Annotated in this window: 30 protein-coding genes; 1 reads left to right on the top strand and 29 read right to left on the bottom strand. The window is 61.0% G+C overall.

The features are described 5' to 3' along the window. Positions 1 to 82: 82 nt before the first annotated feature. From adh to AC1RZR_RS22605, 7 genes are all read right to left on the bottom strand, one after another. A complete protein-coding gene (gene adh / locus AC1RZR_RS22635; RefSeq protein WP_481826041.1) occupies positions 83 to 1600 on the bottom strand; it encodes an aldehyde dehydrogenase in 1518 nt (505 codons plus the stop codon). A gap of 142 nt (positions 1601 to 1742) precedes the next feature. Beyond that, complete coding sequence (locus AC1RZR_RS22630) at positions 1743 to 2714, bottom strand: GAF domain-containing protein (protein ID WP_481826040.1); 972 nt, start codon at positions 2712 to 2714, stop codon at positions 1743 to 1745. Positions 2715 to 2890: 176 nt separating this feature from the next. Beyond that, on the bottom strand, positions 2891 to 4549 hold the full coding sequence (locus tag AC1RZR_RS22625) for a hypothetical protein (RefSeq protein WP_481826039.1): 1659 nt from the start codon (positions 4547 to 4549) through the stop codon (positions 2891 to 2893). 337 nt (positions 4550 to 4886) lie between these two features. Further along, the gene (locus tag AC1RZR_RS22620) at positions 4887 to 5717 is read right to left on the bottom strand and encodes an aspartyl/asparaginyl beta-hydroxylase domain-containing protein (protein ID WP_379097728.1); all 831 of its coding nucleotides are present in this window, start codon (positions 5715 to 5717) and stop codon (positions 4887 to 4889) included. Positions 5718 to 5899: 182 nt separating this feature from the next. Then, positions 5900 to 6577 (bottom strand): DUF930 domain-containing protein, encoded by a 678-nt coding sequence (locus tag AC1RZR_RS22615; RefSeq protein WP_481826038.1) that lies wholly within the window; start codon positions 6575 to 6577, stop codon positions 5900 to 5902. Between the two features lie 5 nt (positions 6578 to 6582). Then, on the bottom strand, positions 6583 to 7890 hold the full coding sequence (locus AC1RZR_RS22610; RefSeq protein WP_477279513.1) for a replication-associated recombination protein A: 1308 nt from the start codon (positions 7888 to 7890) through the stop codon (positions 6583 to 6585). Between the two features lie 45 nt (positions 7891 to 7935). After that, the gene (locus AC1RZR_RS22605; protein WP_481826037.1) at positions 7936 to 9423 is read right to left on the bottom strand and encodes a DegQ family serine endoprotease; all 1488 of its coding nucleotides are present in this window, start codon (positions 9421 to 9423) and stop codon (positions 7936 to 7938) included. A 215-nt stretch (positions 9424 to 9638) separates the two neighbouring features. Between AC1RZR_RS22605 and AC1RZR_RS22600 the strand changes: the two genes are divergently transcribed. Beyond that, positions 9639 to 10169, top strand: a complete 531-nt coding sequence (locus tag AC1RZR_RS22600; protein WP_481826036.1) for a hypothetical protein — start codon at positions 9639 to 9641, stop codon at positions 10167 to 10169. Positions 10170 to 10237: 68 nt separating this feature from the next. Here AC1RZR_RS22600 and rplQ read toward each other — a convergent pair whose 3' ends face one another. The 22 genes from rplQ to rpsS all read right to left on the bottom strand — a co-directional run bounded on the left by rplQ (position 10238) and on the right by rpsS (position 21972). Next, positions 10238 to 10669 (bottom strand): 50S ribosomal protein L17, encoded by a 432-nt coding sequence (gene rplQ, locus AC1RZR_RS22595; protein WP_056588614.1) that lies wholly within the window; start codon positions 10667 to 10669, stop codon positions 10238 to 10240. Between the two features lie 97 nt (positions 10670 to 10766). Next, entirely contained in the window at positions 10767 to 11777 is a 1011-nt protein-coding gene (locus tag AC1RZR_RS22590) for a DNA-directed RNA polymerase subunit alpha (protein WP_013531438.1), read from the bottom strand. A 105-nt stretch (positions 11778 to 11882) separates the two neighbouring features. Then, a complete protein-coding gene (gene rpsK / locus AC1RZR_RS22585) occupies positions 11883 to 12272 on the bottom strand; it encodes a 30S ribosomal protein S11 (protein ID WP_006205444.1) in 390 nt (129 codons plus the stop codon). 125 nt (positions 12273 to 12397) lie between these two features. Next, positions 12398 to 12766, bottom strand: a complete 369-nt coding sequence (gene rpsM / locus AC1RZR_RS22580) for a 30S ribosomal protein S13 (RefSeq protein WP_006205445.1) — start codon at positions 12764 to 12766, stop codon at positions 12398 to 12400. 192 nt (positions 12767 to 12958) lie between these two features. Continuing rightward, positions 12959 to 13555, bottom strand: coding sequence for an adenylate kinase (locus AC1RZR_RS22575; protein ID WP_477279508.1), 597 nt, complete (start codon positions 13553 to 13555; stop codon positions 12959 to 12961). Then, positions 13552 to 14892, bottom strand: a complete 1341-nt coding sequence (gene secY, locus AC1RZR_RS22570; protein WP_379097713.1) for a preprotein translocase subunit SecY — start codon at positions 14890 to 14892, stop codon at positions 13552 to 13554. Before secY ends, AC1RZR_RS22575 begins: the two co-directional genes overlap by 4 nt. A 184-nt stretch (positions 14893 to 15076) precedes the next feature. Beyond that, the gene (gene rplO, locus AC1RZR_RS22565) at positions 15077 to 15550 is read right to left on the bottom strand and encodes a 50S ribosomal protein L15 (RefSeq protein ID WP_027028844.1); all 474 of its coding nucleotides are present in this window, start codon (positions 15548 to 15550) and stop codon (positions 15077 to 15079) included. 22 nt (positions 15551 to 15572) lie between these two features. Continuing rightward, on the bottom strand, positions 15573 to 15770 hold the full coding sequence (rpmD, locus tag AC1RZR_RS22560) for a 50S ribosomal protein L30 (RefSeq protein ID WP_023736690.1): 198 nt from the start codon (positions 15768 to 15770) through the stop codon (positions 15573 to 15575). Positions 15771 to 15794: 24 nt separating this feature from the next. Then, complete coding sequence (gene rpsE, locus AC1RZR_RS22555; protein ID WP_006333394.1) at positions 15795 to 16358, bottom strand: 30S ribosomal protein S5; 564 nt, start codon at positions 16356 to 16358, stop codon at positions 15795 to 15797. A gap of 135 nt (positions 16359 to 16493) precedes the next feature. Beyond that, a complete protein-coding gene (rplR, locus tag AC1RZR_RS22550) occupies positions 16494 to 16853 on the bottom strand; it encodes a 50S ribosomal protein L18 (RefSeq protein WP_481826035.1) in 360 nt (119 codons plus the stop codon). 87 nt (positions 16854 to 16940) lie between these two features. After that, on the bottom strand, positions 16941 to 17474 hold the full coding sequence (rplF, locus tag AC1RZR_RS22545; protein ID WP_091584610.1) for a 50S ribosomal protein L6: 534 nt from the start codon (positions 17472 to 17474) through the stop codon (positions 16941 to 16943). A gap of 92 nt (positions 17475 to 17566) precedes the next feature. After that, positions 17567 to 17965, bottom strand: coding sequence for a 30S ribosomal protein S8 (gene rpsH, locus AC1RZR_RS22540; RefSeq protein WP_006205453.1), 399 nt, complete (start codon positions 17963 to 17965; stop codon positions 17567 to 17569). A 12-nt stretch (positions 17966 to 17977) separates the two neighbouring features. Further along, positions 17978 to 18283, bottom strand: a complete 306-nt coding sequence (rpsN, locus tag AC1RZR_RS22535) for a 30S ribosomal protein S14 (RefSeq protein WP_013895695.1) — start codon at positions 18281 to 18283, stop codon at positions 17978 to 17980. A 27-nt stretch (positions 18284 to 18310) separates the two neighbouring features. Beyond that, a complete protein-coding gene (rplE, locus tag AC1RZR_RS22530) occupies positions 18311 to 18910 on the bottom strand; it encodes a 50S ribosomal protein L5 (protein ID WP_111548980.1) in 600 nt (199 codons plus the stop codon). Next, positions 18903 to 19217: a 50S ribosomal protein L24 gene (gene rplX, locus AC1RZR_RS22525; RefSeq protein ID WP_013531428.1), complete on the bottom strand. Its 315-nt coding sequence runs from the start codon at positions 19215 to 19217 to the stop codon at positions 18903 to 18905. The genes rplE and rplX overlap by 8 nt, the downstream gene beginning before the upstream one ends. A 12-nt stretch (positions 19218 to 19229) precedes the next feature. Beyond that, the gene (rplN, locus tag AC1RZR_RS22520; protein WP_006205457.1) at positions 19230 to 19598 is read right to left on the bottom strand and encodes a 50S ribosomal protein L14; all 369 of its coding nucleotides are present in this window, start codon (positions 19596 to 19598) and stop codon (positions 19230 to 19232) included. 72 nt (positions 19599 to 19670) lie between these two features. Further along, entirely contained in the window at positions 19671 to 19910 is a 240-nt protein-coding gene (gene rpsQ, locus AC1RZR_RS22515; protein WP_010909280.1) for a 30S ribosomal protein S17, read from the bottom strand. Between the two features lie 11 nt (positions 19911 to 19921). Next, positions 19922 to 20122: a 50S ribosomal protein L29 gene (rpmC, locus tag AC1RZR_RS22510; RefSeq protein ID WP_006205459.1), complete on the bottom strand. Its 201-nt coding sequence runs from the start codon at positions 20120 to 20122 to the stop codon at positions 19922 to 19924. Positions 20123 to 20135: 13 nt separating this feature from the next. Then, positions 20136 to 20549 carry a 50S ribosomal protein L16 gene (gene rplP / locus AC1RZR_RS22505; protein ID WP_013531427.1) on the bottom strand — a complete coding sequence of 138 codons (414 nt, stop codon included), beginning with the start codon at positions 20547 to 20549 and terminating at the stop codon, positions 20136 to 20138. A gap of 27 nt (positions 20550 to 20576) precedes the next feature. Then, entirely contained in the window at positions 20577 to 21302 is a 726-nt protein-coding gene (gene rpsC / locus AC1RZR_RS22500; RefSeq protein WP_013895697.1) for a 30S ribosomal protein S3, read from the bottom strand. After that, on the bottom strand, positions 21302 to 21691 hold the full coding sequence (gene rplV / locus AC1RZR_RS22495) for a 50S ribosomal protein L22 (RefSeq protein WP_006205462.1): 390 nt from the start codon (positions 21689 to 21691) through the stop codon (positions 21302 to 21304). The genes rpsC and rplV overlap by 1 nt, the downstream gene beginning before the upstream one ends. Positions 21692 to 21693: 2 nt before the next feature. After that, a complete protein-coding gene (gene rpsS / locus AC1RZR_RS22490) occupies positions 21694 to 21972 on the bottom strand; it encodes a 30S ribosomal protein S19 (RefSeq protein WP_006205463.1) in 279 nt (92 codons plus the stop codon). Positions 21973 to 21979: the final 7 nt, after the last annotated feature.

Raw genomic sequence — 21979 nt, 5'->3', positions numbered from 1 at the left:
AGGCGCGGCCATGTCGGCCGCGCCCCTTGCCTGGATCACGCATGATCGTTCGGAAAGCATCATGCGCCGCCTCGGCAGGCGATCAGAAGAAGCCGAGTTTCTTCGGGCTGTAGCTGACCAGCATGTTCTTGGTCTGCTGATAGTGGTCGAGCATCATCTTGTGGTTCTCGCGGCCGATGCCCGACTGCTTGTAACCGCCGAACGCAGCATGCGCGGGATAGGCATGGTAGCAGTTGGTCCAGACGCGACCGGCCTGGATGGCGCGGCCGAAACGGTAGCAGCGGTTCGCGTCACGGCTCCAGATGCCGGCGCCGAGACCGTAGAGCGTGTCATTGGCGATCGACAGCGCTTCGTCGTCATCCTTGAAGGTGGTGACAGACACAACGGGCCCAAAAATCTCCTCCTGGAAGACACGCATCTTGTTGTGGCCCTTGAACACGGTCGGCTTGACGTAGTAGCCGCCGGCCAGGTCACCCGGCAAATGGTTCTGCTCGCCGCCGATCAGCACTTCTGCACCTTCCTGGCGGCCGATGTCGAAGTAGCTCAGGATCTTCTCCAATTGCTCGCTCGATGCCTGGGCACCGATCATGGTCGCGGGGTCGAGCGGATCGCCCTGGACGATCGCCTCGACGCGCTTCAGCGCTTTTTCCATGAACTTGTCATAGATCTTCTCATGCACCAGCGCCCGGCTGGGACAGGTGCAGACCTCGCCCTGGTTGAGCGCGAACATGACGAAGCCTTCGATCGCCTTGTCGAAGAAGTCGTCGTCCTCGGCGGTCACGTCCTGGAAGAAGATGTTGGGCGACTTGCCGCCGAGTTCGAGCGTTACCGGGATGAGGTTCTGGCTGGCATATTGCGAGATCAGCCGGCCGGTCGTCGTCTCGCCCGTAAAGGCGATCTTGGCGATGCGGTTCGACGACGCCAGCGGCTTGCCTGCCTCGAGACCAAAGCCATTGACGATATTGAGCACGCCGTCGGGCAACAGGTCCCCGATCAAGTCAGCCCATAGCATGATGGTGGCGGGCGTCTGTTCGGCCGGCTTCAGGACGACGCAATTGCCCGCGGCAAGTGCGGGAGCCAGCTTCCACACTGCCATCAGCAGCGGGAAGTTCCACGGGATGATCAGGCCGACGACGCCAAGCGGCTCATGGAAATGATAGGCGACAGTGTCATGGTCGATCTCGGAGATGCCGCCTTCCTGGCTACGCACGGCGCTGGCGAAATAGCGGAAATGATCGATGGCCAGCGGCAGGTCGGCGGCGGTCGTCTCACGGATCGGCTTGCCATTGTCCCAGGTCTCGGCGAGCGCAAGGAGATCGAGATTGTCCTCCATGCGGTCGGCAATGCGGTTGAGGATCAGCGCGCGTGCGGCAGCGCTTGTCTTGCCCCAGGCATCCTTGGCCTTGTGCGCGGCGTCGAGTGCCGCCTCGATGTCCCTCGCTTCAGAGCGAGCGATCTCTCCCAGCGGCCGGCCGGTGACCGGCGATATGTTGTCAAAGTATTTTCCGGAAAGCGGGGCGACCCATTTGCCGCCGATGTAGTTGTCGTAGCGCTTGGCAAAGGGAACCTTGGCCGTGCGGGAAAATTCTACCTTGTTCATTCGTCTTCCTCCCAACAAGCAGCGCCGCGGGATGCGGCGCGTCGTTGGCAAGAGTTGCGGATGGGGTCGGACTTGTCAGCCCCGGCCAAGCACTCGCCGGCGCCAACTGTCGCAGATCTGCGACAGTTGCGAGCTGGAAAGCTCAATGCGGCCGGCGGATGCCGAAGCGGGTGAGCTTGCGATGCAAGGTGGCGCGAGAAATTCCGAGATTGCCGGCGGCGGCCGACACATTACCTTGGGCGCGCGCGATGGCACGCTGGACCACGCCGCGCTCTGCTTCGTCCAGATCTTCGGCGGGCCTGGCCGAGTCGCCAAGAATATCGGCGGCCGGCAACCCTTTGGCCAAGGCCTGCTGGGTGATGCCGAGAGCGAGGCGCGCCGAACGCGTCGCGCCCACCACCAGATCGTCGGCATCGACGGCGATCAGCGCGCCGGTGCTGCGCTCAGCGACCGGTGCCAGCAAGAGGCGGGCGTTGGCAAACCTCAAGCGGAAATTCTCGGCCTCGATGCGGCGCGCGGCATCGCCAACCGCAATGGCGATCAGGTTGACAAAGCCTTCGGTCAGGTCCGACCGGCAAGACGAGACATCGAGTGCCGCCGCCAGATTGCCTTCGTGATCGTAGATCGGCGCGGTGGTGCAACTGAGCAGCGTGTTGCGCGCGAAGAAATGCTGATCGCGGTCAATGGTGAGCGCGCGCTGGTCGGCAAGGCAGGTGCCGATGCCGTTGGTGCCCTCGGAGTCCTCGCTCCAGACGGTGCCGGTCCACAGACCCCACTCGTCGAACGTGTCGTCATCGGCGACCGCGCCGCGGCGTTCGACCGGGATGCCTTCGCGATCGGCAAGCAGCACGCAGCAGCCGACACCGCCAACTGCCAGATAGAGACGATCCAGGCTCGCATCGGCGGCGCGAAGCAATGGTTCCATGCGTTGCCTTGCTTCGCTGAGCTCGCCCGCGGTCAGGCGTCGTGGCGCCTTGCGCTCGGCCGGATCGAGACCGTGCAATGTGAGCGAGCGCCGCCAAGAGGCAACCAGCGCCGAGCGCGCCGCATCGCTGCTGGCGAGGGACGCCTGGATGAAATCCGCATGATGACCCGTCGGCTGCCGTCCGCTCACCTTATCCTCCCAAGGCGAATGTCGCTCCAACTCAAAGCAGCGTTATATCCGGCTAGACATATCCGCTGCATCGAGTTGTAGGGATCCCGCTTCGATGAGGCTATAGGACGATGGTGCAACGACCGCCGCTGGGGAGTGGACGCACAGGCACTGCGCGGGAGCGATCGACCTGGTCATCACCACTCAGGCGTTGCCCAGCCTGGGTATTTTTTCCGGAACTCGCTGTAGAGGGCGTCGATTTCCGTTTTGCTGACCGGGCGCACCTGTTCATAGAGGTAGCCCTTGACGTCGTCGGACAACTCGTATGCCGTAACGCGCTTGTAGGCGGCACCAATGCCCTTCCCTTCGACAATGTCGTGATCCGGGATCGTAACGCAGATCTGCGCACCCGATTGCAGATGCGTCACGGGAGGGTCGGTTACGACGATGTATCTGGATTTCAACGCCCCCGGCCAGAATCGATCGCGACTGTCAACCTGGCAAGACCATTCGATACGAGGGTAAAGGTCCTTGTCCATTTCATACAAGAGCGAGTCATTCATGACCGCGCCTGAGGCAAATACCGAAAAACGGTCCTCAGGTCGCATTTCCCTGACAAGGTCGTCGATAAGGCGCCGGTATTCAGGAAGATTGTCGAGGTGGAGAGGAAGCGTGGCTTCCCTGGCAAAAACGTAGCTGACCGGTGACAGCAGCTGGCGGCCGATCGGGAAAAAGGTACCCAAATAGGCAGACCCGGCGACAATGGCTATGGCGACGGTTGACCATCGCGATCTCAGCGCCGGCAACGAAACGATCGCAACGACTGCCTGGGCGTATGCAGGAAAGAGCCAAAGAAACATCGACATCGAATGATGACGGTCCGGGTCCTGCGTCCGGGTAAAGAGGAAAAAGGTGAGTGCCGAGGCAAAGGCACAGAACAAAGAAAAACTGTTGCGGCGTATGACAGAGATATAAAGGCCCACTATGATCATTAGCCAATTCACATAGCTGAGCCGCGATCCTAGCTGGTCAATCTGCGAAACGAGACCCGTTTTGTACCCGCTATAGATGTCACCATAGCTGGTTCCCAGAATCTTGAGGATCAGGGGTTGCTGGAAGGCCAATGCGGCTCCGGCAATAGTGAAAATCGCACACACGCCCCCTAACGCAGCTTTCCGGAGCGCCGGAAAGTCGCGGTCTTTTGCGACCTGAAACAGACAAAAGAAGGCCGCGGAAATTGTGATGCCCAAGACAGCGTATGCATACCAACGGCGCAGCACGAACGCCAACCACAGGCTTATGCCGACGCGTATTCCGTTGATCGCCGGTTCGCGGGTCAGGAACCTTGATTTCCAAAGAAAATAGGTCGCTGCAGAAAGCGCGAGACAGCCGGCAATATCCGGCAATCCACGAAGCGTCGCTGCCCAGAACGGCGTGTAGAGAAAGGCAGCAATCCAGACGGCAGGCCAGCTTTGGGAAGAAGATGTTTCGGAGGTGGCCTCCTGGTAGCTCATTCTTCCTATGAAAAGAGCGGTGGGGACCAGGTAAACCGTGACTATTCCGGCGACGTAGGAAAGCCTTGAGCCGCCAAAAAATACGTGAAACGGCATAAGAGGCACCAAGATTGCCGCACTGTAGTCATCCCTCGCGATAGAGCTCCTCAATTGGCTCAGCCATTGGAGAGGGCTCTCGGCCAGGAGCGCGCCATATTGGTTGAATCCATTGAAATAGGCGGCGAAATCCCAATAATAGATTGGCTCTTCAAGTTTTATGTATAGGGTGACGAATGCAACGCCCAACAACACCGTACATATGTAGATTTTTAGCCAGAATCCGAGAATTTCGTTCTTCGTCACTTGAGGCCGCCAAGGAAGGGAAGAAGCAGGACTGTCGAGGTCAAACAGGGACTCCCGCCGACGCAGCCAAGGGCTGTTCCGGCAAATAGAAATCCCACGCGATTCGTATCGGGAACTCTTGAGCTTGAAGGGATGTATACTTGAACGGGTGGCCACCGCAAGCGTTGAGAGCACCTTCAAACGGCGCCCGCGAGGCGGGCGTTTTCCAAAAGGCTTTCAGTGTATCAAGGCTTGGCCACGCACGGGGCGGCATGACCGGCGCGCCAACATGGGTTAATTCCCGGACCTATGCCCCCAAAGGCTGCCGGCAGAGCCGACAGCACTGACGATTTCAAGCTCAGGTCGTCCCGACCTTCTTCGGCTTGCTCGAACCAATCATCTTCCAGTTCTTGTAGAACATCGAGTTGATGCGCTCGACGCTTACCGAGACGACAGCCAGCATGCCCGCGATCAACCCGGGAACCGGGGATGGGCGGATGATATCCATGAACACGCAGTAGCGGCGGCCGTCATACTCATTGACAGAGCGATGCAGCAGCGTGTCGTCGAAGATGAACAGCGGATTGTCGTACCAGTAGTTCTTGACGTTGCCGCATTCGACGAAAATCTCCGACTTCACCGGGATCAGATTGTAGAGAATGCGCAGGCTGAGCCGCAGCGGCCCGAAGTGCCATGACGTCGATTCGCGCTTGCTGAAGACGGAAACGGCGATCGTCTTGATGTATTTGAAATCCTTGTTGAACTCGGCGACGTTGTCGATCTTGTGCTTGCCGTACCACTGATAGACATACATGCCGCGCCGGCCGGCGCCGAAATTGGCGTCGATGTCGGCGATGATCTCGTCCTTGCGCGCCTTGAAGATGTCCAGGACCTCATTGACCTCACGCTGATAATCGGCGGGAAACTGCTCCAGCTTCCAGACGCCGGGATTCCTGTAGCACAAGAGATCGACCAGCAGGTTGAAGGGCGAAAGCAGCCAGGTGAACAGGCCGTTGCCGAGGAAATAGCCGCTGAACAGCGACAGGTCCTTGCGGTCGTTGCGCAGGACATCGATGAGGCCGAGGACGATAAAGACCGATGTCAGGATCGGGATGAAATAGAAGCCAAGGGCGAGAAGCGGGATGGCAATGGCGAATTTGCGTAGGGTTTTGCGAAGCGTTTTTGTCATTTTTCCACGCGCGAAGCGCGATCCTGTTGCGAAAGAGTAGCGCCAAAATCATGGCATCGACCACCGCCCGGCCGTGCGCCTTGATAAGGTTTTTTGGGTCCCCGCACAACGCCCCCATCGCGGCCGACGCTCCAGCGCCTTGAGCGGTTTGGCGGTGCGAACGCGACCGAGGGCAACATCGGTCAATGCACCGCCGGCAAACCAAGCTCGTCCCATTTCTCCTTCGCCACGGGATCACCGACCAGAAACTCGAAGCCGATGACGCTTTCGCCATCCTGCGCGAGCCGGCAATTGAACTTCAGGCCGTACCAGTTTCTCCGGCTGCGGAAGGCAGCACCGTCGGCGGCGATTGTCGTGCCGGCAATCTTTTCCTCGGCTGTGGCGTAAGGCACCACCCGCTCGGGCTGGAAATCCGTGCGCCATTTACGGATCTGATCCATGGCTTCGAGATTGCACAGCTGAACCATGCGCTCGTCGGAAGCGAAGGTGGCGAGGTCGGCGCGCGCCTGCCGGCTGCGCGGATCGGCCAGCGTCTTGGCCGACAGCATTTCGGTCGGGCGGATCATCGCCGGAGCGGTGGGCGGTTGCTGTCTGGGCGTGCCCAGAGCAGGCGGAGGCACCGCTGCAGGCGCCTCGGGCTCTGCCGGTGTCACCGGAGCAGGTGGCGGCCTGGTCGCCGCCTCGAACTGCCGAGGCGTCAGGATGTCGACCGACACCCGCTCCTCCTCCAGCCGCTTTGGCCGCTTTGGCAACGGCATCAAGGCCAGCATCGCAGCCAGCAGCGTGTGGAGTACGACCGAAGCGGAAATGCCCCAAGGCGAAGCCTCGTTTCGAAGCGTGACGACGACCGGGCTGCGCAAGCCAGCTATTCCCGCTCTTTGCGCAGCTTCGCCCAATAATCGAGCCGCTTTCTGATGTCGCGCTCGAAGCCGCGTTCAGGCGGATCATAAAAGGTCTGTCGGCCCATCTTCTCGGGAAAATAGTCCTGGCCCGAAAAGGCATCCGGCTCGTCATGGTCGTAGCGATAGCCGGAGCCGTAATCCTCCTCCTTCATCAGCTTGGTCGGCGCGTTGAGGATATGCTTCGGCGGCAGCAGCGAGCCATGTTCCTTCGCCGCACGCGTGGCTGCCTTGAAGGCGGTGTAGACGGCATTGGATTTGGGCGCGGTGGCGAGATAGACGGTGGCCTCGGCAAAGGCGAGTTCGCCCTCGGGCGAGCCGAGATAATCGTAGGCGTCCTTGGCGGCGTTGGCGATGACCAGCGCCTGCGGATCGGCCAGGCCGATGTCTTCCATGGCCATGCGCACCAGCCGGCGGCCGAGATAGAGCGGATCCTCGCCGGCATCGAACATGCGCGCGAGATAATAGAGCGCGGCGTCGGGATCGGAGCCACGCACCGATTTGTGCAGCGCCGAGATCAGATTGTAATGGCCGTCCTGGCCCTTGTCGTAGATCGGAGCGCGGCGTTGGACGATGCGCTGCAGGCCCTCTGGATTGAAAATCTCGCCTGGCTTGGCGGCGCGCCAGACTTCTTCCGCGAGGGTAAGGGATGCACGACCATCGCCATCGCTCATGCGGATGAGCATCGCCCTAGCCTCGTCATCAAGCGGCAGCGCCCTGCCCTCGGTCTCCTCGGCCCGCGCCATCAGCTTGGCGATGCTTTCCTCGCCCAATGAGTGGAAGACCAGCACGCGGGCGCGCGACAGCAACGCAGCATTCAGTTCGAAGGACGGATTTTCGGTGGTGGCACCGACGAGCACGACGGTCCCATCCTCCATGACCGGGAGAAAGGAATCCTGCTGGGCACGGTTGAAGCGATGGATCTCGTCGACGAACAGCAAGGTCTGGCGGCCATTGGTGCGGCGCAGCTTGGCTGCTTCGAACACCTTTTTCAGGTCGGCGACGCCGGAAAACACCGCCGATATCTGCTCGAAGGCAAGGCTGGTTTCACCGGCCAGCAACCGCGCCACCGTCGTCTTGCCGGTGCCGGGCGGCCCCCAGAAGATCATCGAGCCGAGCGAACCCGAACCAATCAGCCGGGTCAGCGCGCCGTCTGGACCGGTCAGATGCTCCTGGCCGACGACCTCGCCAAGATTCTTCGGCCGCAGCCTGTCGGCCAGCGGCCGCCCGGGCGGTGCCCTTTCAGGTTCATCGACGCTGAACAGATCGGCCATGCACTTCTTTTTGGTTGGAGCATGAGCCCGAACACGGGACCGGCTCTAATAACGCAACACCTGGCGCAGTATCTGCCCGCCGCGCTCGACGGTAAAGCGCCACCAGCGTGTATCGGCCTTGGCGGCTTGCTCCAGGGTCGCCGCGGTATCGATGGTGGTGCCGTTCACCTCACGCACGATGTCGCCCGGCTGGAAGCCGAAATCGGCGGCCGGCGAATCGCGGTTGATGTCGACCACGGTGACGCCCTTGATGTCGGTGCGCAGGCCAAGCTTCTGGGCGAGCCGGGGCGACAGTTCGGCGACCTTGGCGCCGGAGAACGGGCTGCGGCCGTGCAGCGTGACTTCAGCAGCCTTCATGCCTTCCGGAGCGCGCTCCAGCGCGATGTCCATGGCCGCCTGCTTGCCCTTGGTCAGAACCGCGAAGTTGGCGTTGGTGCCGATCGACAGCGTCGCCATCCGGTAATCCAGCGCTTCGATGCTCTCGACCGGCTTGCCGTTGAGCTGCAGAACGACGTCGCCGGGCTTGAGCCCCGCCTTGGCGGCCGGTCCGGTCGCCTCGACCGACGAGACCAGCGCGCCGGTCGGCTTCTCCATGCCGAGCGATTCGGCGATCTGCGGCGTCACCGCTTCGAACTCGGCGCCGATATAGGGCCGTTCGAAGAAATCCAGTCCGGCCTTGGCCGCGTCGGCGAAGGCGCGCACCATGTTTGCGGGGATGGCAAAGCCGATGCCGATCGAGCCGCCGCTGCGGCTGTAGATGGCCGTATTGATGCCGACCAGCTGGCCGCCCATGTTGATCAGCGCGCCGCCCGAATTGCCAGGGTTGATGGCGGCGTCGGTCTGAATGAAGAAGCTCGAATCGGACACGCCGATATGGCTGCGGGCAAGGGCTGAAACGATGCCGCTGGTGGTGGTCTGGCCGACACCGAAGGGATTGCCAATGGCCAGCACCAGATCGCCAACTTCGAGCGCGTCGGAATCGCCGATGGCGATGACCGGAAACGGCTTGTCGGCGGAGATCTTGAGCACGGCGAGGTCGAGCGTCTCGTCCTTGAGCATCACCTTGCTGTCGAATTCACGCCCGTCCGCGGTCGCCACCTTGACCTGATCGGCATCCTTGATGACGTGGTAATTGGTGACCACGATGCCGGTTGGATCGACCAGCACGCCGGAGCCGAGCGAGGACTGGGCGCGCGGCTGCGAGCGGCCGAAAAATTCCTCGAAGAACGGATCGCCGTCGAACGGCGACGTCACCTTGGCGGTCTGCGAGGCATAGACATTGACCACGGCCGGCGCCGTCTGCTTGACCAGCGGGGCGAACGACAGCTGCACTTCCTCGCGGCCGAATGGCACGCGCTTGTCGGGACCGGACGTGGAGTTCTCGCCTTCGACGCCATGCAGCAGGTCGGTCAGCACGTCGGACAGGCCGGGATCGGTCTTGGTTTCTTCGGCCAATGCCTGCCTGACCACCGGTGCGGCTGCGAACGCCATGATGGCGAAGAGCAGGACAAGGGACAGTCGGTTGGCGCGCATTCACGAATCCTCCAAGACAAGTTCGGGGGCATTGTCCCGACGATTGTGCAAATTGAAAGGCTAAGCCGCTGAAATCCGATTATTTTATGCAGCAAAGCAGCTATAGGTCGACCTGAACCTGAAAACCCTCGTCGACCCTCATGAAAAGACAGTTCGTTTCATTCCGTGACTTTTTGAGGACCGGCAAACTGGGCCCGGTCGTCCATGGCATGAAAATGATCGAGATTGCCGAAGTGCTCGGTACACCTGATCACGCCGATCCAGATTATTGGACTTTCGGAAAGCTCGAGATTTCCTTTGATGACGAGGCGCCGTGCCAGATGAACTGGTTTCAAATCGAAGAAGCCGGTTACCTCGAAGGCGATTTCGAGGTTCTTACCGAGACCCTTGCGCTTTCGCTAGATGGCTTCAATGGAAACACGAAGCCATCGGAATTCCTGGCTGCGGCCTTGTGGCCGCCAGAAGAGGTCATTGTCTTCTACACCTCGGCGGACGGCGATATCGAGCTGAACATATGTGCCGGTCCCATCCAGATTCATTTCCGGGTTGATGCGGATTTCATCGAAGATCAGGACATCGGAAAATATCTGAACAGCGCTACGGCTTCCCAATTGATCAGCGATATCGACCGTCGAACGGCGGTAGACAGCATCTACTCCTACCCGCATCCGGCGGTTGAACAGATTTCACAAGCGATCGATTGGAAGCGGATTGGCGGTCGAGACTATCTCGATCTTGCCCGGTAAGGGACAGAGCCCTTCAACAACAAAAAGGGGCCCGCAGGCCCCTTCGAATTCATTCCGGAAACCAAGCCTTATGCGGCTGCGGCGTCCGCGTCGGTGCCTTCGGCTTCGATGCGGGCGCGATCGCCGGCGCCCTTGGCCGAGGTGTCGCGATCTACGAACTCGATGACTGCCATGGCGGCGTTGTCACCGTGGCGGAAGCCCGCCTTCATGATGCGCAGATAGCCGCCATTGCGGGTGGCGTAGCGCGGGGCGATGGTGTCGAACAGGCGCTTGACGACGCCTTCATTGCCGATCTGCGCGATCACCTGGCGGCGGGCGTGCAGGTCGCCGCGCTTGCCCAGCGTCACCAGCTTCTCGACGATCGGACGCAGGTCCTTCGCCTTCGGCAGGGTGGTGACGATCTGCTCGTGCTCGAGCAGCGACACGGCCAGGTTGGCGAACATCGACTTGCGGTGGCTTATGCTGCGGGCGAACCGGCGGCCCTTAAATCCGTGGCGCATGGCTCTTCTCCTTCATTGCGGGTTCAAGAGGCCTCAGCCTCAACTGGTTAGCCGCATGATCTTGCCCGAAAAGTCGCGCAACTTTTCGGGATCATGCTCAATACTGATCTTCGTAACGCTTGGCGAGGTCTTCGATGTTTTCCGGCGGCCAGTCCGGCACTTCCATGCCGAGGTGCAGGCCCATCGCCGCCAGGACTTCCTTGATCTCGTTCAGCGACTTGCGGCCGAAGTTCGGGGTGCGCAGCATCTCGGCTTCGGTCTTCTGGATCAGGTCGCCGATATAGACGATGTTGTCGTTCTTCAGGCAGTTGGCCGAACGCACCGAAAGCTCAAGCTCGTCGACCTTCTTGAGCAGCGCCGGGTTGAAGGCGAGCTCGGTGACGGCTTCGGCGGCGACTTCCTTCTGCGGCTCGTCGAAGTTGACGAACAGGCCGAGCTGGTCCTGCAGGATGCGGGCAGCGAAAGCCACCGCGTCCTCGCCGGTGATCGAACCGTCGGTCTCGATCGTCATGGTCAGCTTGTCATAGTCGAGAACCTGGCCCTCGCGGGTGTTCTCGACCTTGTAGGAGACCTTCTTGACCGGCGAATAGAGGCTGTCGACCGGGATCAGGCCGATCGGCGCGTCTTCGGCGCGGTTGCGGTCGGCCGGCACGTAACCCTTGCCGGTGTCGACGGTGAATTCCATGCGGATTTCAGCGCCTTCGTCCAGCGTGCAGATGACGTGGTCGGGGTTGAGGATTTCGACATCGCCAACCGTCTGGATGTCGCCGGCGAGAACCGCACCCGGTCCCTGCTTGCGCACGACCATGCGCTTGGGGCCATCGCCTTCCATACGGATGGCGATTTCCTTGATGTTCAAGACGATGTCGGTCACGTCCTCGCGCACGCCGGCGATGGACGAGAATTCATGCAGAACGCCGTCGATTTGCACGGCGGTAACAGCCGCACCGCGCAGCGAAGACAGGAGCACGCGGCGCAGCGCGTTGCCGAGCGTCAGGCCAAAGCCACGCTCGAGCGGCTCGGCGACCAGCGTGGTCAGCGTCTTCTTCTTCGACGAGAACTCGATCTTGTTCGGCTTGATCAGTTCCTGCCAATTTTTCTGGATCATGATGCTTTCCTTCCGTTGACCCGCCACCATCCAATCGTGGCGGGCGACCTGGAATGCCGTGGAGGAGCGCCCCAAGGGGCGCTCGCGCGGCGTTCGGTAATTTTCTTAGACGCGGCGCTTCTTGCGCGGGCGGCAGCCATTGTGCGGGATCGGCGTCACATCACGGATCGAGGTGATGGTGAAGCCGGCCGCCTGCAAGGCGCGCAGTGCCGATTCACGACCGGAACCGGGTCCGCAGACCTCGACTTCGAGCATGCGCATGCCGTGTTCCTGGGCCTTCTTGGCAACGTCCTCGGCAGCCATCTGGGCAGCGAACGGGGTCGACTTGCGCGAACCCTTGAAGCCCTGGGCACCGGCCGACGACCAGGCAATCGAATTGCCCTGTGCGTCGGTGATGGTGATCATCGTGTTGTTGAAGGTCGAATTGACGTGGGCAACGCCCGACGAGATGTTCTTGCGTTCGCGACGGCGAACACGAGCGGCTTCCTTGGCCATGATAGTCCTTTCAGTTGATCTCTACACCGCCGTAATGCCAGCGGCTCCACCTTGCAAAAGCGAGTTGGGAGTAGCGAATAGTGGGTAGAAACCTATTCGCTACGAGCCAATCGCTGTTCGCTCAATTACTTCTTCTTGCCGGCGATCGACTTGGCCGGACCCTTGCGGGTGCGCGCATTGGTATGCGTGCGCTGGCCGCGAACCGGCAGCGAGCGGCGGTGACGCAGGCCGCGGTAGCAACCGAGGTCCATCAGCCGCTTGATGTTCATCGAGACTTCGCGGCGCAGGTCGCCCTCGACCTGATAGTCGCGGTCGATGGTCTCGCGGATCTGCAGCACTTCCGCGTCGGTGAGCTGGTTGACGCGACGCTCGGCCGGGATGCCGACCTTGTCGACGATCTCCTGGGCGAACTTCTTGCCAATGCCGTGAATGTACTGAAGCGCAATGACGACGCGCTTGTTGGTCGGAATGTTGACGCCGGCTATACGAGCCATATTCTTCTCTTCTCCATGTGGGCCGGACGAACCGGCGCTATCTTAAGTTGCCCCGCGTCCGGTGGAGGCCGGCCCATGCGGGAGTTTCCAGTTCAAAGCGGCTGCCTTGCCCTTGCGGACAAGCAAAGCCGATGCCTGATAGGAAGACGGGCCGCCATACCGCAGCGAACCGCTCCCGTCAAGTGCAATCGCTTAAATTCCCCGCGTTGCGTCCCTGAGCACCGCTTCGATCTGTCCCGTCACGGCATCGATATCGGCCATGCCGTCGACGCTGCGGAGCTTGCCCTTGGCATAATAGTAGCCAATCAGCGGCGCCGTCTTCTTGTAGTATTCCCTCAGACGCTCCTCGAACACGGTAGGATTGTCGTCCTTGCGCACGGGCTGGCCGGCGGCCTGCGCCTCGTTGGCGCGCTTGACGATACGACCAACCAGCGCCTTGTCGTCGACGACAAGTTCAATGACCGCATCGAGGCCCTGCGAGCGTTCCGAAAGCATCTGCTCTACCGCGTCCGCCTGCACCAGGGTTCGCGGATATCCGTCGAGGATGAAACCCTTCGCGCAATCCGGCTGATCGATACGTTCGGCGACGATGGCGTTGACGATGGCGTCGGAAACCAGTTCACCGGCATCCATTACCGCCTTGGCGCGTTTGCCGACTTCGGTGCCAGCCTGGACTGCAGCACGCAGCATGTCGCCCGTCGAGAGCTGGGGTATGCCGTGTTTTTCTACCAGTCTTTGTGCTTGTGTCCCCTTGCCCGCCCCTGGCGGCCCAAGCAATATCAACCTCATCTGGCTTTCTTCCCCCCGCGCAGCTTCGACTTCTTGATCAGGCCTTCATACTGGTGCGCAATCAGGTGGCCCTGAATCTGCGCAACCGTATCGAGCGTGACACTGACCACGATCAGAAGCGATGTGCCACCAAGGTAGAATGGTACGCCAGTCGCCGAGATCAGGAACTCCGGCAGCAGGCACACCAGCACCAGATAGATGGCGCCGACGACGGTGATGCGGGTGAGAACGTAATCGATGTAATCGGCGGTGCGCTCGCCCGGACGATAGCCCGGGATGAAGCCCGAATGCTTCTTGAGCTGGTCGGCGGTGTCCTTCGGGTTGAAGACAATCGCAGTGTAGAAGAAGGCGAAGAACACGATCATCGCCGCGTAGAATGCCATGTAGAGAGGCTGGCCGTGGCCGAGCGACGCCAGGACAGTGCTCGCCCAGGCCGGCATGTTGGTCGTCTGCGAGAAACCGGCGACGGTGGCCGGCAGCAACAGCAGCGACGAGGCGAAGATCGGCGGAATGACGCCTGACGTGTTGAGCTTCAGCGGCAAATGCGAGGTATCGCCCTGGAACATGCGGTTGCCGACCTGGCGCTTCGGATACTGGATCAGCAAGCGGCGCTGGGCGCGTTCGAAGAACACGATGAGTGCAATGACGACAACAGCCAGAACGATGATCGCCAGGATCAGACCGGTCGACAGCGCGCCGGTGCGGCCAAGCTCCAGCGTGCCGGAGATGGCGTGCGGCAGGCCGGCGACGATGCCGGAGAAGATGATCAGCGAGATGCCGTTGCCGATGCCGCGCGCGGTGATCTGCTCGCCGAGCCACATCAGGAACATGGTGCCGCCGACCAGCGTGACGACAGTCGAGATGCGGAAGAACATGCCGGGATCGCTGACGATGCCGTTGCCGCCCTCCAGGCCGACCGAAATGCCGTAGGCCTGAACCAGCGCCAGCAGCACTGTGCCGTAGCGCGTGTACTGGTTGATGACCTTGCGGCCCTGTTCGCCTTCCTTCTTCAGCGCTTCCAGTGACGGGATGACCGAGGTCATCAGCTGCATGATGATGGAGGCGGAAATGTACGGCATGATGCCGAGCGCAAAGATCGCCATGCGCTGCACGGCACCGCCGGCGAACATGTTGAACATGCCGAGCACGCCCTTGCTCTGCGAGGAGAAGGCCTGGGCGAAGGCGTCGGGATTGATGCCGGGAAGCGGGATATAGGTGCCGAGACGATAGACGAGCAACGCGCCGATGGTGAACCAGATGCGTTTCTTCAGGTCCTCCGCTTTGGCGAAGGCCGAGAAATTCAGATTCGAGGCTAGTTGTTCAGCAGCCGAAGCCATGCCTGATTCTCCGCTTGGTAACGCTTGATGGCCCTTGAGGTCAGGCGGCGCGTTTCACCGAAGCTCACGAGATAAGCTCCGGGCTCTAAACATGCAAGCGGCCGCGTTGACGCGGCCGCCCAATTGAACAGATCAAAGCGCAATCGTGGACCAAAACGGATCCCGCTCGCGCTTCAAATTGCTGTTACTCGGCAGCTGCCTTTTCCGGCAGCTTGACCGACCCGCCAGCCTTCTCGATCTTCTCGATCGCGGCCTTGGAGGCGCCGGCAACGTCAAAGGCGAGCTTCGCCTTGATCTCGCCGTCCGAGAGGATGCGCACGCCGTCCTTGACGCGGCGGATGACGCCGGCGGCGACCAGCGATTCAGCCGTCACGGTTGCCTTGGCATCGAGCTTCTTGGCGTCGATGGCCACCTGGATGCGGGCCAGCGAGACGACGGTGAAGCTCTTGGCGAAGATGTTGTTGAAGCCACGCTTCGGCAGGCGCCGGTAGAGCGGCATCTGGCCACCCTCGAAGCCGTTGATGGCGACGCCGGAGCGCGCCTTCTGGCCCTTGACGCCGCGACCGCCGGTCTTGCCGGAGCCGGAACCGATGCCACGGCCGAGACGCTTCTTGGAGTGCGTCGCGCCGTCCTTGTCACGCAGATCGTTGAGTTTCATCTGGGTTCTCCTGCGCTCTGGCTCAGCCCTCGTCCACGACGCGGACGAGATGCTGGACGGCAGCGATCATGCCGCGCACGGAGGGTGTATCTTCCAGCGTGCGCTGCTTGTGCATCTTGTTGAGGCCGAGCCCGACCAGCGTCGCGCGCTGTTCCTTCGGGCGGCGGATCGGCGAGCCGATCTGCTCAACGGTGACGGTCTTTGTTGCTTTCTTGGCCATGGTCAAAATCCCTGGTCAGATCGACTATTCTTCAGCCGCAACGGCGGTGCCGCGGCGGGCCTGAAGGGTCGAGTACTTGATGCCACGAGCAGCAGCCACATCCTTGGGATGCATCTGGCTCTTCAGCGCGTCGAAGGTGGCGCGAACCATGTTGTAGGGGTTCGACGAACCCATCGACTTGGCGACCACGTCATGCATGCCGAGCGTCTCGAAGACAGCGCGCATCGGGCCACCGGCGATGATGCCGGTACCTTGCTTGGCAGCGCGCAGCAGCACGCGTCCCGCGCCCCAGCGTCCTTCGACGTCGTGGTGCAGCGTACGACCCGAGCGCAGCGGCACGAAGATCATGTCGCGCTTGGCCGATTCAGTTGCCTTGCGGATGGCTTCCGGCACTTCGCGCGCCTTGCCGTGACCAAAGCCGACACGGCCCTTCTGGTCGCCGACGACGACGAGTGCTGCAAAACCGAAGCGACGGCCGCCCTTGACGACCTTGGCGACGCGGTTGATGTGGACGAGCTTGTCCACCATGCCGTCATCGCGTTCTTCACGATCGCGGCCGCGGCCGCCATCCCTACGTTCCTGTGCCATATCCTGTTCCTTGTTTTTTTCCGGAAGCACGGTTGCTGATAAGATCCGGCGCCTCTGTGGGTCACCGGGGGCGAAAGTTATTTTTTCCTTTGCATGATCTTATCCGAAAAGTCTGCAACTTTTCGGGATCAAGCATTAGAAGCTCAAGCCACCTTCACGGGCAGCCTCGGCGAGCGCCTTGACGCGGCCGTGATAGATGTAGGCGCCGCGGTCGAAGACGACTTCCTTGACGCCAGCCTTGGTGGCGCGCTCGGCGATCAGCTTGCCGATCGTGGCGGCAGCGGCGGTATCGGCGCCGGTCTTGAGCGAACCCTTGAGGTCCTTCTCGAGCGTCGAAGCAGCAACGATGGTGTGGCCCTTGGCGTCGTCGATGACCTGAACATAGATGTTCTTCGACGTGCGGTGGACCGACAGACGCGGACGCTCGCCGGCGACCTTCTTGATCTGACGGCGGACGCGCTGCGCACGGCGCTGCGTGGATTCCTTGGTGCCCATGATAGTCTTCCTTGCCTTCAAAAAACGGGGGCCGCCATATGCGGTAGGCGAAACCGCCTCCCGCGACCGCTCCCCGCGGCGTTACGATTACTTCTTCTTGCCTTCCTTGCGGACGATCTTCTCGCCAGCGTAGCGGACGCCCTTGCCCTTGTAGGGCTCGGGACCGCGATATTCGCGGATCTCGGCGGCAACCTGGCCAACCTGCTGCTTGTCGATGCCGGTCACGGTGATTTCGGTTGGCTTCGGCACAGTGATCGTGATACCGGCCGGCGTCTCGTAGACGACGTCATGGCTGAAGCCAAGTGCCAGCTGCAGGTTCTTGCCCTGCATGGCGGCGCGATAGCCGACGCCGGTGATCTCGAGCTTCTTCTCGAAGCCGTCCTTGACACCCTGCAGGATGTTGACGATCTGCGTGCGCGACATGCCCCACTTGGAGCGCGCCGTCTTGGTCTGGTCGCGCGGCTGGACAGCGATCTCGCTGCCTTCCATCTTGACCAGCACTTCTTCGTTCACCACGAACTTCAGCTCGCCCTTGGGGCCCTTCGCCGTAACGGTCTGGCCGTTGACGGTCGCGGTCACGCCCTGCGGCAGCGAAACGGGTTTCTTTCCAATACGAGACATTTTGTTGTCCTCGTCACTTCTCTTGTTTCAGGTCTCTGTCTTCGGGCATGATCCCGAAGACCGGATTCCGATTTTGCCGGTCACACGCCAGATCAGAAGATCTGGCAGAGGATTTCACCACCGACGTTCTGTTCGCGCGCTTCGTGGTCGGCCATCACGCCCTTCGGTGTCGAAAGGATGGCGATGCCGAGGCCGTTGGCGACGTGCGGGATCGACTTGGCCGAAACGTAGACGCGGCGGCCAGGCTTCGAGACGCGGGCGATTTCACGCACGACCGGCGCGCCGTCGAAATACTTCAGCTCGATTTCGATCTCGGACTTGCCGTTGTCGAAGTCGGTCTGGCTGTAATCGCGGATGTAGCCTTCAGCCTTCAGCACGTCGAGGACGCGGGTACGCAGGCGCGAAGCCGGCGTCGAGACGCTCGACTTCTTGCGGCCGTAGGCGTTGCGGATGCGGGTCAGCATATCGCCGAGAGGATCGCTCAATGACATATTATATCCTCCTTACCAGCTCGACTTGACCAGGCCCGGGATCTGGCCGTTGTTGCCGAGATCACGGAGCGCGATGCGCGATACTTTGAGCTTGCGATAGTAGGCACGCGGACGGCCGGTGACTTCGCAGCGGTTGCGGATGCGGATCTTGGCCGAGTTGCGCGGCATGGCGGCAAGCTTGAGCTGAGCGCGGAAGCGCTCTTCCATCGGCTTGGACTGATCCATGATGATCGCCTTCAGGGCAGCACGCTTGGGACCGTACTGGTCGGCAAGCTTGCGGCGCCTGTTGTTCTTCTCGACTGAGCTGGTCTTTGCCATTTCAGATTTTTCCTTTTCTCGCTGCCGTTACTGGCGGAAGGGGAAGTTGAAAGCCTTGAGCAATGCCCTGGCTTCGTCGTCCGTCTTCGCAGTCGTACAAACGATGACGTCCATGCCCCAGATCTGATCAACCTTGTCGTAGTTGATCTCCGGGAACACGATGTGTTCCTTGATGCCCATGGCGTAGTTGCCACGGCCATCGAAGCTCTTCGGATTGAGTCCGCGGAAGTCGCGGACGCGTGGCAGTGCGATGTTCACGAGGCGATCAAGGAACTCGTACATGCGTTCCTTGCGCAGCGTGACCTTGGCGCCGATCGGCATCTTCTCGCGGACCTTGAAGCCGGCGATCGAGTTGCGGGCGCGGGTGACGACGGCCTTCTGGCCGGCGATCATCGCCAGGTCTTCGGCCGCGATCGAAGGCTTCTTCGAATCGCCGGTCGCTTCGCCAACGCCCATGTTCAGCACGATCTTGTCGATGCGCGGAACCTGCATCTCGTTCTCGTAGCCGAACTGCTCCTGCAGCGCCTTGCGGATGGTCTCGTTGTAGACCTGCTTGAGGCGCGGCGTGTTCTGGGCCTTGGACTGCTTGCTTTCAGCCTTGGGCTTCGTGGTTTGAGCCTTAGCCATTGATGACTTCTCCCGAGCGCTTGGCGACGCGCACCTTCTTGCCGTCCTTCTGGAAGATGAAACCGACGCGGGTCGGCTTGCCATCCTTGGGGTCGGCCAGCGCGATGTTCGACAGCTGGATCGGCGCTTCCTTGGTGATGATCCCGCCCTCTTGGGACTGGGACTGCTTCTGGTGACGACGGATCATGTTGACGCCGCGCACCAGCGCGGTGTCTTCCTTCGGCTGAACCGAGAGGACTTCGCCCGAACGGCCCTTGTCCTTGCCGGCCAGCACGACGACCTTGTCGCCTTTTCTAATCTTTTGCATTGGTCCGGCTCCTTACAGCACTTCAGGCGCGAGCGAGATGATCTTCATGTGGTTCTTGGCGCGGAGTTCGCGCGGAACCGGTCCGAAGATACGCGTGCCGATCGGCTCTTTCTTGTTGTCGACGAGAACGGCCGCGTTCTTGTCGAAACGGATCACGCTGCCGTCCGGGCGGCGGATGTCCTTGGCCGTGCGAACCACGACCGCCTTCATCACATCGCCCTTCTTCACGCGGCCGCGCGGGATGGCTTCCTTGATCGACACCACGATGATGTCGCCCACGGAAGCGTATTTCCGCTTCGAGCCGCCCAGCACCTTGATGCACATGACACGACGGGCGCCGGAATTATCCGCGACGTCGAGGTTTGTTTGCATCTGAATCATGACTGGCCGCCTTCTTCTTTTCTAACGGGACGAGCTCAAAGCCCTTCCCCGGTCTGTCCAAAATTCGTTTGTTTACGCCTGGTCCGAAGACACGACGATCCAGCGCTTATCCTTGGAAATCGGTTTCGATTCCTGGATGAACACCTGATCGCCAACCTTGTGGGCGTTGTTCTCGTCGTGCGCCTTGTACTTCTTGGTCATGCGCACGGTCTTCTTCATCACGGGATGCGTGAAGCGCCGTTCGACCTTGACGACTACCGTCTTCTCGTTCTTGTCGCTGACGACGGTGCCCTGCAGAATGCGCTTTGGCATGGTTTTCGTCCTTAAGCCTTCTTAGCCGCGGACTTTTCCGCAGCGATGGTCTTGATACGCGCAATGTCCTTGCGGACCTGTCTCACGCGCGCGGTCTTCTCGAGCTGGCCGGTGGCCTTCTGGAAGCGCAGGTTGAACTGCTCCTTCTTCAGGCTGGCCAGATCGTCGGTCAGCTGGTCCTGGGTCTTGGTCCGGATGTCTTCGGCTTTCATGATCAGCCCGTCCTTATTCTGCGATGCGCTGCACGAAGCGCGTCTTGACCGAGAGCTTGGCCGCGCCGAGACGCAGTGCCTCACGGGCGGTTTCTTCATTGACGCCGTCGATCTCGAACATGATGCGGCCCGGCTTGACGCGTGCCGCCCAGTAGTCGACCGCGCCCTTGCCCTTACCCATGCGGACTTCGGTCGGCTTCGAAGTGACCGGCACGTCCGGGAAAATACGGATCCAGACGCGTCCGGCGCGCTTCATTTCACGCGTGATCGCGCGGCGGGCCGCCTCGATCTCACGTGCGGTGACGCGGTTCGGCTCAAGCGCCTTCAGCCCGAAACCACCGAAATCCAGGTTGGTGCCGCCCTTTGCGGTACCATGGATACGGCCCTTGAACTGCTTGCGGAACTTTGTGCGCTTTGGCTGCAGCATCGTTCTAACTCCAAATTCCTAAATGTCTCAGGCGTTTTCGCGACGACGACCGCGTTCGCGATCACCACCACCGCCATGTGCAGCATCGCCCTCGGTCGCACGACGCTCCGAAGCCATCGGGTCGTGCTCGAGGATCTCGCCCTTGAACACCCAGACCTTGACGCCGCAGATACCGTACGCCGTATTCGCCTCGGCCGTGCCGTAGTCGACATCGGCACGCAGCGTATGCAGCGGCACGCGGCCTTCGCGATACCATTCCATGCGCGCGATCTCGGCGCCGCCAAGACGGCCGGCGCAGTTGATGCGGATGCCTTCGGCACCGAGGCGCATCGCCGACTGCACGGCGCGCTTCATGGCGCGACGGAAGGCGATACGGCGCTCGAGCTGCTGGGCGATCGACTGTGCGACCAGGGTCGCGTCGATCTCCGGCTTGCGCACTTCAACGATGTTGAGGTGCGTCTCGGACTTCGTCATCTCCATCAGCTTCTTGCGAAGCTTCTCGATGTCGGCGCCCTTCTTGCCGATGATCAGACCCGGGCGCGCGGCATGGATGGTGACGCGGCACTTCTTGTGCGGGCGCTCGATGACGACCTTCGAGATCGCAGCCTGCTTGAGTTCCTTCTCAAGATACTTGCGGATCTTGATGTCCTCATGCAGCAGCTTGCCGTACTCACCGGTGTTCGCGAACCAGCGCGAATCCCAGGTCCGGTTGATGCCGAGGCGAAGACCGATCGGATTGACTTTCTGGCCCATTATGCGGCCTCCCCTTTTTCTTCGACTTCACGAACGACGATCGTGAGGTGCGAGAACGGCTTCTCGATACGGCTGGCGCGACCACGGCCACGGGCATGGAACCGCTTCATGACGATCGACTTGCCGACATAGGCTTCCGCCACGATCAGTGCATCGACGTCGAGGTCGTGGTTGTTTTCCGCGTTGGCGATTGCCGATTCCAGAGTCTTCTTGACCGTGCCGGAAATCCGCTTGGCCGAGAATTCGAGATCGGAAAGCGCTGTCGCGACCTTCTTGCCGCGGATCAGCGCGGCAACGAGGTTCAGCTTCTGCGGGCTGATACGGATCGTGCGCAATACGGCGCGCGCTTCGTTGTCAGCAAGCCTGCGCGGAGCTTTGGCCTTGCCCATGATTATTTCCTCTTCGCCTTCTTATCCGCGCCGTGACCGTAATAGGTCCGGGTCGGAGCGAATTCACCGAACTTGTGACCGACCATGTCCTCGTTCACCGAAACGGGAACATGCTTCTGGCCGTTGTAAACACCGAAGGTGAAGCCGACGAACTGCGGCAGGATGGTGGAGCGACGGCTCCACATCTTGATCACCTCATTGCGACCACCTTCACGAACCTTGTCCACCTTCTTGAGAAGGTAGCCGTCGATGAAGGGGCCTTTCCAAATAGAACGAGTCACTTGGCGT

The organism is Mesorhizobium bavaricum, assembly GCF_056781655.1.
Note: the sequence above shows the minus strand (reverse complement) of the source record. Positions and strands in the feature narration are given on the sequence as shown.